The sequence below is a fragment of the Pseudomonas sp. TH21 genome (genome assembly GCF_016651025.1).
Classification (GTDB): domain Bacteria; phylum Pseudomonadota; class Gammaproteobacteria; order Pseudomonadales; family Pseudomonadaceae; genus Aquipseudomonas; species Aquipseudomonas aylmerensis.
Genome location: NZ_JAEKEQ010000001.1, coordinates 686837 through 698987, shown reverse-complemented (window position 1 = coordinate 698987; position 12151 = coordinate 686837). Strand labels below are relative to the sequence as shown.

The window sequence follows — 12151 nt, the reverse complement described above, 5'->3', positions numbered from 1 at the left end:
AAAGACATCCGGTGACACACCGGCAACGAGTGGGCTCTTCAGAATTTTCAGTCAATCCAGCACGCCTCCAACTCACCGCTGCGGTAAAGTCCCCCCACAGGAAAACCAGATCATTCTCAAAATGAACGGAGTTCAGCGCGTGTTTTTGATTTCCCGCCGTCAACTGTCAGTGATTGCCGCCGCCCTCGTCCTGGCGGCCTGTCACACCCCTGTCAGCGAGCAACCGCCGGCACCGGAGTTGGGCTCGGGCTACCGCACCGACCTCACCCCCCAACACGCCGAACGCCATATGGCGGCAGCCGCCAACCCGCTGGCGGCGCAAGCCGGGCGGGAGATGTTGCGCCAGGGTGGTTCGGCCATCGATGCGGCCATTGCGATGCAGGCAGTGCTGACGCTGGTGGAGCCGCAGTCCTCTGGTATTGGCGGCGGGGCGTTCATCATGGTGTGGGACGGAGATAAGGTGCACGCGTATGACGGTCGTGAAACGGCACCGGCCGGGGCGACCGAGCGGCTGTTCCTGAAAGCGGACGGTACGCCGATGACCTTCACCGCGGCGCAAATCGGCGGGCGCTCGGTGGGCACGCCGGGGGTACTGCGGGCACTGGAGATGGCGCACAAAAAGACCGGGCACCTGCCGTGGGCCAAGCTGTTCGAGCCGGCGATCCGCTTGTCGGAACAGGGCTTCGCGATTTCCCCGCGCTTGCACGCGTTGATCGCGGCCGACCGTCATATCCCCCGGTCGCCGGAAATGGCCGCGTACTTTCTGAATGCCGATGGCACGCCCAAGGCCACCGGTACGCTGTTGAAAAACCCGGCGCTGGCCAACGTCTTCAAGCGCATCGCCAAGGAGGGCCCGGACGCGCTGTACCACGGGCCGATTGCCGACGAGATCGCGCGCAAGGTCCAGGGCAATCGCAATGCCGGCAGCCTGTCGGTGGCAGACCTTGAGGGCTATACCGCCAAGGAGCGCACGCCCCTGTGCAGCGACTACAAACAGTGGACCGTGTGTGGCATGCCACCACCGTCATCGGGCGGGATCGCCATCGCGCAAATCCTCGGTACATTGCAGGCACTCGAAGCCCGCGATCCGGGCCTGGCCATCGCACCCATGACGCCGGTGAAAAGCACCTCGCCCGCAGGCCTCGAGCCAACGCCCGAAGCCGTGCACCTGATTGCCGAGGCGGGTCGCCTGGCCTTCGCAGACCGTGGTTTGTACGTCGCCGACGCCGACTTTGTACCGGTGCCGGTGGCCGGTCTTGTCGCACCGGACTACCTGGCCAAACGCGCAGCATTGATCGGCGAACGCAGCATGGGCATCGCCAAACCCGGCACGCCTGCCGGCATCCAGGTCGCCTACGCGCCGGACCGCTCGCCGCTGCGCATCTCCACGTCGCAAGTGGTGGCGGTGGATGACCTGGGTGGCGCCGTGTCGATGACGACCACCGTCGAGGCGGCGTTCGGTTCCCATCTGATGGTCCAGGGCTTTTTGCTCAACAACCAGATGACCGATTTCTCGTTTATCCCCGAAGAACACGGCCAGCCGGTGGCCAACCGTGTCGAACCGGGCAAACGCCCACGCTCGGCCATGGCCCCGACGCTGGTATTTGATCGCAGGAGCGGTGAGTTGCTGGCCGCCGTCGGCTCGCCCGGCGGCTCACAGATCATTGAGTACGTGAGTAAATCCCTGGTGGCGATGCTCGACTGGAAACTCGACCCGCAGGCGGCCATCAGCCTGCCGAATTTCGGCAGTCGCAATGGCGCCACCGAACTCGAACAAGGACTGTTCAGCCCGGCGTTGAAACAAGTGCTGAAGGACAAGGGCCATGCATTGAGCGAGATCGACATGACCAGCGGCATCCAGGCCATCGTCCGCACGCGCGACGCCCAGGGTAAGGTGTCGCTGAGCGGCGGCGCCGACCCTCGGCGCGAAGGCGAAGCGGTCGGCGACTGATTTATTGAGCGGAGAACAGCCCTTGCAACAGGCAAACAATCTCGGCGCCATTGCCGGCGTCGACCACGGTTTCTGTGCGATCAATGACCCGGCGCGCCCGGACGAGGTGTTCATCTGCAAGCAGGTGCACAGCGCCTCGGTGATTGAGTGGCAGCCGGGCCAGGTGGCCAATACCATCGAGGCTGACGCTGTGTTTACCCACACGCACCAGCCCATCGCAGTGATCACCGCCGACTGCCTGCCCATTCTGTTCGCCTCCAAAGACGCTCAGCAGGTAGCGGCAGTGCATGGCGGCTGGAAAGGCCTGCAACGCGGGATTATCGCCAACGCGGTGCAGCGCTTTGCCGCCGAGGGGATCGCGGCCGATCAACTGCAGGTGGCAATCGGGCCGTCGATCAAGCCGTGTTGTTATGAGGTGAGCGAAGGGTTTATCGCCCAGTTCCAGGCGGAGCAAGGGCACCTGTGGCAGCACCGCCAGGCACCGTGGAGCAGCGTGCAACCGGCACCGCGGCAGACACCCGAAATTGCCCCGCCCGCCGCAAGGCAAAGCGACAGCGCGTGGTTTGACTTGAGCAGGTATGCGCTGATGTTGCTGCAGGCGGCGGGGGTCAAGCGCGAGCAGATTGAGGTCAGCGAGGTGTGCACTTACTGCACGTCGCCGACGTTTGCCAGCTACCGCAGAAGGACACATCACCCGCAAGAAGCGAAGACATTGATCTATTCGTGGATCGCGCGCCGCCCCTGACCACCCGATAGCCCGCGGCTCTCAACGATTGATCTTCAGCCCCTTGCGCGCTGCATGCCGCTCCAGCGCCAGCTCGATCAAGCGGCTCACCAACTCGCTGTAGCTCATCCCCGCCGCCTGCCACAGCTTGGGGTACATGCTGATCCGGGTGAAACCCGGCAGCGAGTTGATTTCGTTGATCAGCACCTCACCGTCCTCAGTGAGGAACACGTCGACGCGGGCCAACCCGGCGCATCCCAACACTTCGAAGGCGTCGATGGCCAGGCGGCGGATACGCTCGCTGGCGTCGTGGCTGATGTCCGCCGGCACCACCACTTGGGCGGCCTGGGCGTCGATGTATTTGCTGTCGTAGGAATAGAAACCGTTGCTCACCACAATCTCGCCGCAGCCGCTGGCGATGGGGTTGTCGTTGCCGAGCACGGCGCATTCGATCTCGCGCCCCTGGACGGCCGACTCCACCAGGACTTTCTCGTCAAACCCCAACGCCAGCTCGACGGCGGCGTGGTACTCGGCTTCATTGCCGACCTTGCTCACGCCCACCGAGGACCCCTGGTTGGCAGGCTTGACGAACATCGGCAGGCCGAGCTTGCGCACGGCGGCATCAAACGCGGTGTGCGCGGCGTTGCGACGGGTCAGGGTAATGAACGGGGTGACGGCAATGCCGGCGTCGCGCAGCAGCCGCTTGCTCATGTCCTTGTCCATGCACACCGCCGAACCGAGCACGTCGGACCCAACAAAAGGCAGGTCGGCCATGCGCAGCAAGCCTTGCAGGCAACCGTCTTCGCCGAGGGTGCCGTGGACGATGGGGAAGATCACATCAATGTGTTCGAGCAGGCCGCTGCCGGAGGTTTCCACCACTTGCTGGCTGGCCTTGCCGGGCACCACCGCCAGTTCGCGGTTGGACTGGTTGAGCGCGATGAGGGCGGGGTTTTCCTGGTTGATCAGGAAGTTCGAGGTGTCGTTGAGGTGCCAGTGGCCGGCCTTGTCGATGCCGATCAGGACCGGCTCGAAACGCGTGCGGTCGAGCGCATCGACGATGTTGCGCGCCGACTGCAACGAGACCTCGTGCTCGGCCGAACGCCCCCCGAAAATAATACCTACGCGCACCTTGCTCATGAACCGGCCTCACTGTTGAAAGTAAGGCTTCTTACCACGGGCGGTCAGCGATTCGCTACCAGATGTGCACCGAACAACACGTAGCAACCGCCGGCAAAACGATCCAGCCATTTGCGCGAACGGCTGTAGAGGTTGGCCATGCGCGCGCTGGAAAACACCAGGGCCACGCTGCTGTACCAGCTGAATGACAACGTGGCCATGGTGATCACCGCCAGGGTCAACAGCATCGGCGAGGGCGAAGGCGGCATGGTCGACGCGAAGATGGTGGCGACGAACAGCGCGGCCTTGGGGTTGGACAGGTTGCCCAGCAGGCCCAGGCGCCAGGCGGAAAACAGCGAGCGCCGGGGTTCGTCTGCCAGCAGGTTGTGACCCATGGCCGGTGCCGAGCGCTTGAACAGCTTCAGCCCCAGGTAGATCAGGTAGCAGCCGCCGATGATCTTGAACGCCAGGTACAGCATCGGCGCAGCGGTGAACAATGACTTGATGCCCAGGCCACCCGCCAGGCCCCACATGATCGTGCCGGTGGCCACGCCCGCCGATGCCACCACGCCATGACGACGCGAACAGCTGGCGGCCAGCTGCGCGGTGTTGAAGAAGTTGGGGCCGGGCGTCACCACCGCCACGGTCCACAGCAGGGCCAGCGAGACCAGCGGCGCCACGTAGGCGGGGTCGAAAAAATCCATCTGGGCAGCTCCATCAGTGCAAGGCACGAGCCAGGATCATAGGCCTCGCCCGGCACCTGCACAATCGTACAAGACCCCGGCAGACAAGGAATGCAGACTGGGTTAACGTGTTTCCATCCCTTTTTTGTGACAAGCCATCATGGGCAAACCGACTCCTATCCTCGACTGGCTGCACCGCGCGCCGCACGCCAGCGGCCTGGACCGTATCGAGGCGTACTTTGCCGGCTTCGCCTTCGACCCGCATCGCCATGACACCTACGCCATCGGACGCACGCTGTTCGGTGTGCAGAGCTTTCATTACCGCGGCGGCATGACCCACAGCATGCCTGGCACGACCATGGTGATTCACCCCGATGAAACCCACGACGGGCGCGCCGGCAGCGAGGAAGGCTTCAAGTATCGGATGATCTATGTGGAACCGGCGCTGATCCAGCAGATCATCGGCGGCAAGCCGTTGCCGTTCATTCCTGGCGGATTGTCCAGCGACCCGTGGCTGCACCGTGCCAGTGAAGTGCTGCTGCAAAGCCTGGATTGCCCGATCGACCCGCTGCAGGAACAGGACGCGATGTTCGACCTGGCGCAGGCCCTGAGCAATGCCTCAGGCGCGATTGCCAGTCGCAAGACGTTCGATTACGTGGCCGCCGAGCGCGCGCGGGAGTTTATCCACAGCGCGCTGGGCCGCAGCATCACCCTGGATGAAATCGCCGAGCACGCCGGTCGCGACCGCTGGGCGTTATCGCGGGATTTTCGCCTGTTGTTCGCCACCAGCCCGTATCGCTACCTGACCATGCGCCGCCTGGACCTGGTGCGCAGCCTGTTGGCCCAGGGCCAGTCATTGGTGGACGCGGCGTTGACCGCCGGGTTCACCGACCAGAGCCATATGACCCGACAATTTCGCAGCACTTACGGCATGCCGCCCTCGCGCTGGGTGAAGATGCTCGGGCGCTGAGGACCTGGCCTGGAATTCACCCACGCCTACCGTTGATCTACGTGGTTTCCAGCAACGCGTCCGGCTTCGGTGCGCGCGCTCTGAGCCCCAGTGCCAGCAGCGCCCCGGCCAAGGCAATCGCCGCACTCCAGCCCATCGCCGCTTCGATCCCCGCCGCCTGGCTCGACCCGGCATTTGCCACCGACACCAGCACCGCCAGGCCCAGCGCCCCACCGATCTGCTGGCTGGTGGATGCCATTCCCGCCGCCACGCCTTGCTCGCCTGGCCGGATGCCCAGCCCCGCAGCGACCCACATCGCGGTCCAGGTCATGCCCTGGCCGATGCTCAGGATGAAAATCCCCGGCAGCAGCGACCAGAACCCTACCCCTGTCGGCAACGCCCAGCACACCAGCGCAATCCCCACGGCACCGGCCAGCTGCCCGCAGACCAACGTGTTGCGTAACCCCAACCGGGCGAGCGAACGCTCCGCCAGCCAGATCCCGAACGTGCACACCAGGGTCGCGGGTAAAAACGCCAACCCTGCCTGCAGCACGCTGTAGCCGTAGACCTGCTGGTAATACAGCGCGAGAAAGTAGTACTGCACGCCAAAGCTGCTCATGAACACCGCCGTCAGCACCATCGCCATGCGCAACTCGCGATAGGCAAACAAACGCAGCGGCATCAGTGGGTCGCGGCCGCGATGTTCAATCCAGGCGAACAGGCCGAGCAGCGCCAACGCCAAGCCCAGGCAACCCAGTGTGGACGGCGCCGTCCAGCCCCATTCAGGCCCCTGCACCAGCGAAAACACCAGCAAGGTGCCGCCAACGGTCACGGTCAACGCGCCGCTCACATCAAAGTTGCGCCCGCGCGCACGCTCGCCATCGGCGGGGATCCAGTAGCGCGCCGCCCAGGCGCAACCGCCCGCCAGCGGCACGTTGACCAAAAATACCGCCTCCCACCCCCAGGCCTGGGTCAGCACGCCACCCAGCAGCGCGCCGAGCGCCAGGCCTGCCGCCGACGCCGCACTCCACACGGCAAACGCGCGGTTGCGCGCCGGCCCTTCGGCATAGTGGGTGTTGATCAGGGCCAAGGTCGCCGGGAACAACAACGCCCCGCCCACCCCCTGCACGGCCCGCGCCAGCACCAGCAACACGGCGCTGCCACCGAGCACCGCAGCCAGGGAGGCCAGCGCATATAACGACTGGCCGACCCGATACAGACGGCGCTTGCCAAGCAAATCCGTGGCGCGCCCGCCGAGTAGCAGGAAACCGCCAAACGCCACGCTGTAGGCACTCACCACCCACTGCAATTGCGCGGCGGAGAAGTTCAGATGCGCGCCAATCTGCGGCAGCGCCACGAACACGATGGTCGCATCCAGCGCAATAATCAGTTGCGCCGTGGCCAGCAGCATCAGCATCCAGCCTGAGGGTCGAGAGGGAGACATCACAGCGTCCTGTCCGAAAATGAGAAGCCGCCAGTGTCTTTTATGCGAAACAGATGATAAATAGCGCAATCACTCTTTCAGTAATGACTTTAATCATGGATCTGAACGCTGTTCGCCTGTTGGTCCGCGTGGCCGAAACCCGCAGTTTCACGCGCGCGGCCGCAGACCTGGGACTGACCCAGTCGGGCCTGTCTCGCGCCATTTCGCGCCTCGAACAGGAACTGGGCGTACGCCTGCTGCAACGCAACACCCGCAGCGTCAGCCTGACGCCCGACGGGCAGATGCTCTACGAGCGCAGCGCGCCGCTGTTGGCGGAATTGGCCGAGGCCGAAAAGCTGATGCTCGACCGCCGCAGCACCCCTTCCGGCCTGTTGAAAATCAGCACGCCCTCGCTGTTCGGGCGCAAGGTGGTCATGCCGGTGATCGGCGAACTGACCTTGCGTTACCCCGCGTTGCGCATCGAAGCAGTGATGACCGACCGCCTGGTGGACATCGTCGATGAAGGCTTCGACGCGCTCCTGCGCACCGGCGAGATCCAGGACCAACGCCTGATCGCCCGCGCGCTGGCGCCGCTGCGCTGGATCACGGTCGCCTCGCCGGCTTACCTGGCGCGCTTCGGTACACCGCACAGCGTCGACGAACTCAAGGACCACAACTGCCTGACCGTGCGCAATCTGCGCAACGGGCGCATGGTCGATTGGCAGTTCATGCTCGATGGCAAGGTGCAGGACGTGAGTGTCGAAGGGCGGCTGATCTTTGATATCGGTGATGCACTGGTCGACGGCGCCGTCGGTGGCTTCGGCATCGCCCAGGTCATGGACTTTGCCGTGCGCGACGACTTGGCCGCCGGGCGCCTGGTGCCGCTGCTGGAAAACTTCGCTGGCCGCCGCCGGGCGATCTCGCTGGTTTACCCGCCGTCCCGACAGTACTCGCCAAAACTGATGGCGTTTGCCGAAGCCCTCGGCCAGGCGCAATGGTAACCCTGCAAGCGCAGGCACGCCGGCGCCTGCGGGGGCTGTCTCAAGGCAAGGTTTTACCGTCAATCGGCGCGCCGATGGTGAGGAAATGCCCGCCCGCCACATGGTGCAAGGTGCGCAGCGAATCATGCCCTTCGAAGTGCCAGCGGCCGTCGCTGAACACGCGCTCGTCGGCATAAGCCGCCACCACTTCACCCAGGAACAGGTCGTAGGCCTGCTGGTTGTGCGGTTCGGGCAGCAGGCGGCATTCCAGCCAGGCCACACAGCCTTCCAGCAATGGCGCTTCTGTGTGTTCACCGCTGAAGGTGTGCAGGCCGTAGGCGGCAAATTTGTCCGTCTCAGAGCCGGTGGTGTTGCCAACGGTCTGGACCAGATCGACCTGGGCCACGCAAGGCACCTGCAGCACGAAAGTGCCGGCGCCTTCCAGCAGTTGGCGGGTCCAGGTGGCTTTGTCCAATACAACCGCGACTTTCGGCGGTTCGAAATCCAGCGGCATCGCCCAGGCGGCGGCCATGATGTTGCGCTGGCCGTTGTGGGCCGCGCTGACCAGCACGGTAGGCCCATGGTTGAGCAGGCGGTAGGCCTTGGACAGCGGAACGGGGCGGCGGTGAGTAGGGCTCATGGAGGATCGGCTCTTCAAGCGGAAAAAACCTACGATACCTCAAGCACAAGCCCCACGGCTCAGCTCGACAACTGGTTTGCGAATTGTCCCACTGCACTGACCACTTTTTGCGCACCGTCCTGGATTTCGACGATGACCGTGCCCGCCTCCGCCGCGAGGGCCAGGCCCTGCTCGGCTTGCAGACGGCCATCAGTCATCAGGGTCACCGCATCGCGGGCCATGTCCTGGTTCTGCCGCACCACGCCGACAATCTCCTCGGTGGCTTTGCTGGTACGTGACGCCAGCTGGCGCACCTCATCGGCCACCACCGCGAAACCCCGCCCTTGTTCACCGGCACGCGCTGCTTCAATGGCGGCGTTGAGCGCCAGCAAGTTGGTCTGCTCGGCGATGCCGCTGATGGTCTTGACGATGGTGCCGATCACTTGGGACTGAGCGTTGAGCGCCTCGATGCCCTCGCCGGCCTGTTGCATGTGCTTGGCCAGATCGCGCATCACGTCCACCGCCTGTGTCACCACCGTGGTACCGCGCTGGGCACTGCTGTCGGTGTGCAACGACGTGCTGTAGGCAATGTTCGCTGCTTCAGCGACGGCTTGCTCCTGATTGACCTGGTCGGTGATCACCGTGGCGAACTTGACCACTTTGTACAGCCGGTCGTTGGCATCCAGCACCGGGTTGTAGGTGGCTTCCAGCCAAACCGTGCGGCCATGGCTGTCCACACGCTTGAAGCGCGCCGCGACGAACTCGCCGGCGTTCAAGCGCTTCCAGAAGTGTTGGTATTCGGCGCTGTTGTACTCTTCAGGCGCGCAGAACATACGGTGATGTTTGCCCTGGATCTGCGCGAGGCTGTAACCCATGCCGGAGAGAAAACGATCGTTGGCGGTGAGCACGTGCCCGCCCAGGTCGAACTCGATCACGGCGGTGGACCGCACCAACGCGGTGATCAGGTTTTCATGCTCGCGAGAGGCCTCGATCGTGCGGGTGAGGTCGCTGGAGTAGATCGAAAAATGCTTGATGCGCCCTTCCGAACTGCGCACCGGCTGCAAGATCGAGCGCAGCCACGCCTCCTGGCCATTGCCGCGCATCAGGCGCACGGTGCCGGCGAAATGCTCACCGCGCACCAGGGCGTTCTTGAAGCGACGATGGAATTCATCATTGCGCACGTGATCGGGCACCAGGTCTTCGATCGGACGACCGAGAATGTTGCTCGACGCGTACACCAGTTCCTGCAGGAAGTTGGCGTTGGCCCACTCCACCCGGCCTTCGGCGTCCAGCGTCAGGCACAGCATTTCGCTTTCCAGGCTCTCCTTGACCTGTTGCAAGCTGGACAATTCTTCGCGAAGAGCCGACAGCTCCTGCTTCAAACGGGTGTTGAACATGGGGCACCGATGGTCATTTGGGGAGAGTGATCTGACCTGCATCGGCGCTGGCGGCGTTTTCTGAAGCGCTTTTTTGCGTGGGCCCCACTGTTTTTTTGGATCCATCAACTGCCGTTATTTCGGCACACACCCATCACTTGATATTCCAGGGTATTGAGATTGCCGCGGGAGTCTTCATAGGTCATGCGCGAGGGCACGGGATTGCACGCGCGGATCGGCGGCGTCACGTTGATCACCTTGGCAATGTCCAGTTTCATGCCGTAGCGATACGCCTGCACCTCGGGCGCCGGCTTGCCGTTTTTCACCGCGTAGTCGGCCATGGCTTTTTCATTGCGCTCCATCATCAACGCAAAAGTGCGATCACCGCCGCCTTCGGCCAATGCGCCCAATGACAGGCTTGCGGTAAATACACCCAGGGCGATTGCATAAAAGTTCATCACAGGTTCCTCGACTGAAAGTTCAGTGCCGAGACTAACCAGCGAACCCTGACGCGATGTTCACCAGAACATTACTTATTTGTTAGGTGGCCACCAGTTTCCAGAATTGTAATGTTGCCGCCACCCAGTCGTTATCCACGGTTTGCAACTATCAGCCCGGGCCAGATCAATAAGAACGCCCGCCTCCATAAGAAGCTGATCACTGCCAATACCGAGGAGCGAAACATGCGGATCCGTTATTACACCCTTCCCCTGTCACTGGTCGCCACGTTGCCGCTGGCCGCCGTGGCAGCCGAAGAAAAACCCGAAGGGTTTATCGAAGGCAGCAGCGTGAACGTGCTGGCGCGCAATTTCTATTTCAATCGCGATGACCGCAAGGGCCAGTCCAGCCCCACCGGCAACGGCTACTCCGAAGCCTGGGCCCAGGGGTTCATCGGTAAATTCGAATCCGGGTTCACCCAAGGCACGGTGGGGTTTGGCCTGGATGCGTTTGCCATGGTCGGCCTGAAGCTCGACTCGGGCACCGGCCGCAGCGGTGGCAAAGGTTCGTTCGGCGTGCTGCCGGTGGACAGCGACAACCATCCCGAAGACAGCTACAGCAAGGTCGGCGGCGCGGCGAAATTGCGCGTGCTGGACACGGTGATCAAGGCCGGCGATGTATTCCCGCTGAACCCGGTGGTGGCCTATGGCGATTCGCGCCTGCTGCCGGAAAGCTTTCGTGGCGTGACCGTGCATAACACCAGCCTGGAAGGCCTGAGCCTGCAGGGCGGGCGTTTGAGCGGCATGAGCCAGCCCAGCGAAAGCGGCATGGATAAAGGCTTTGCAACGTTTTATGCAGGCAAGGTCGACTCGCCCTGGATCAGCTATTTCGGCGGCGACTACAGCCTCAACCAGCACCTCAGCTTCAGCCTCTACAGCAGCCGCCTGAAAGACGCCTGGGACCAGTATTACGCGGGCAGCGCTGCCAGTTACCCACTGACCGACGACGTCTCGCTGTTCGGCGACGTCAACCTTTACAAGGCCGTGGATGAAGGCAAAAAGCTGCTTGGCGAATTCGACAACACCATCTGGAGCGCCAGGCTCGGCGTCAAGGTTGGCGCCCACAGCCTGGCCGTGTCGCACCAGCGCAACAACGGTGATGACGACTTCGATTACCTGCGCCAGTCGGATTCGATCTTCCTCAACAACTCGATCCAGTACAGCGACTTCAACTCCCCCAAGGAGCGCTCGTGGATGCTGCGCTACGACCTGGACATGCAGCCTTTCGGCATTCCCGGCCTGTCGTTCATGACCCGCTACGGCAAGGGCACCGGCGCCGACTACAGCGACGCCAACGCGGTGTATATGCGCCGCGACGCGGCCGGCAATCCACTCACCGACCAGCGTCGCTGGGAGCGGGATGTCGAGGCCAAGTACGTGGTGCAAAGTGGCACGCTGAAGGACTTGTCGCTGCGCCTGCGCCAGGCCACGGTGCGCTCCAGTGCGTTCGAATCCGACCTGGAGGAAGTTCGCCTGATTGCCGAATACCCGCTGGTGGCGCTGTGAGTCGTTACAGTCGTTCGCGGTTAACTAACATCTGTTCACAAATAGCCAGGTATCAGAACTGTAATATTGGGCCCACCTTCCCGTTAAGTTGAACTTCTTATAGTGGACTCAACGCGTCATACACCGAGCACATTCATCTCTGAAGCTTTTGTGTAGCTCCTTTGGAAAGAGATGGATTTTTAACGCCCCGGTCGGGGCGTTTTTTTTGCACACGCCCTTATGCGGCCGATGGTCGCAGTTGACCCTGAAGCGACTTCACGGTTGAGAATTTCCCCCTACCCCGAACACGTCATTCCATAAGGACATGGACCTCCCCTCTCGTAAAAA

At 63.0% G+C, this 12151-nt stretch carries 10 protein-coding genes and 2 pseudogenes; 5 read left to right on the top strand and 7 right to left on the bottom strand.

Annotation, left to right across the window (positions count from 1 at the left end; genetic code table 11):
• The first annotated feature begins 121 nt into the window (after positions 1–121).
• Together ggt and pgeF are read left to right on the top strand one after the other, a co-directional pair.
• Positions 122–1951, top strand: coding sequence for a gamma-glutamyltransferase (gene ggt / locus JFU04_RS02955; protein WP_201143492.1), 1830 nt, complete (start codon positions 122–124; stop codon positions 1949–1951).
• A 22-nt stretch (positions 1952–1973) separates the two neighbouring features.
• A complete protein-coding gene (gene pgeF, locus JFU04_RS02950) occupies positions 1974–2696 on the top strand; it encodes a peptidoglycan editing factor PgeF (protein ID WP_201143491.1) in 723 nt (240 codons plus the stop codon).
• Positions 2697–2717: 21 nt separating this feature from the next.
• Here pgeF and ddlA read toward each other — a convergent pair whose 3' ends face one another.
• Entirely contained in the window at positions 2718–3812 is a 1095-nt protein-coding gene (ddlA, locus tag JFU04_RS02945; RefSeq protein WP_201143490.1) for a D-alanine--D-alanine ligase, read from the bottom strand.
• Between the two features lie 44 nt (positions 3813–3856).
• A complete protein-coding gene (locus JFU04_RS02940) occupies positions 3857–4495 on the bottom strand; it encodes a LysE family transporter (RefSeq protein ID WP_120447573.1) in 639 nt (212 codons plus the stop codon).
• A gap of 139 nt (positions 4496–4634) precedes the next feature.
• On the opposite strand from JFU04_RS02940, the gene JFU04_RS02935 reads away from it, so the two are divergent.
• Positions 4635–5444, top strand: coding sequence for an AraC family transcriptional regulator (locus JFU04_RS02935; protein WP_065900440.1), 810 nt, complete (start codon positions 4635–4637; stop codon positions 5442–5444).
• A gap of 37 nt (positions 5445–5481) precedes the next feature.
• On the opposite strand, the gene JFU04_RS02930 is transcribed toward JFU04_RS02935, so the two are convergent.
• Complete coding sequence (locus tag JFU04_RS02930; RefSeq protein WP_120447571.1) at positions 5482–6840, bottom strand: MFS transporter; 1359 nt, start codon at positions 6838–6840, stop codon at positions 5482–5484.
• A gap of 122 nt (positions 6841–6962) precedes the next feature.
• Here JFU04_RS02930 and JFU04_RS02925 point away from each other — a divergent pair, with 122 nt between their 5' ends.
• Positions 6963–7847 (top strand): LysR family transcriptional regulator, encoded by an 885-nt coding sequence (locus JFU04_RS02925; RefSeq protein ID WP_201143489.1) that lies wholly within the window; start codon positions 6963–6965, stop codon positions 7845–7847.
• A gap of 40 nt (positions 7848–7887) precedes the next feature.
• On the opposite strand, the gene JFU04_RS02920 is transcribed toward JFU04_RS02925, so the two are convergent.
• The 4 genes and pseudogenes from JFU04_RS02920 to JFU04_RS02910 form a co-directional block, all read right to left on the bottom strand.
• Positions 7888–8466 carry a flavin reductase family protein gene (locus JFU04_RS02920; RefSeq protein ID WP_106805237.1) on the bottom strand — a complete coding sequence of 193 codons (579 nt, stop codon included), beginning with the start codon at positions 8464–8466 and terminating at the stop codon, positions 7888–7890.
• Positions 8467–8525: 59 nt separating this feature from the next.
• Positions 8526–8954, bottom strand: a pseudogene (locus tag JFU04_RS30520) (methyl-accepting chemotaxis protein); the annotation flags it as partial.
• 111 nt (positions 8955–9065) lie between these two features.
• Positions 9066–9752, bottom strand: a pseudogene (locus tag JFU04_RS30515) (PAS domain-containing protein); the annotation flags it as partial.
• A 194-nt stretch (positions 9753–9946) separates the two neighbouring features.
• Positions 9947–10279 carry a DUF2790 domain-containing protein gene (locus JFU04_RS02910; RefSeq protein WP_065900430.1) on the bottom strand — a complete coding sequence of 111 codons (333 nt, stop codon included), beginning with the start codon at positions 10277–10279 and terminating at the stop codon, positions 9947–9949.
• Positions 10280–10504: 225 nt separating this feature from the next.
• Here JFU04_RS02910 and JFU04_RS02905 point away from each other — a divergent pair, with 225 nt between their 5' ends.
• Positions 10505–11824: an OprD family porin gene (locus tag JFU04_RS02905; protein WP_201143487.1), complete on the top strand. Its 1320-nt coding sequence runs from the start codon at positions 10505–10507 to the stop codon at positions 11822–11824.
• Positions 11825–12151 lie beyond the last annotated feature (327 nt).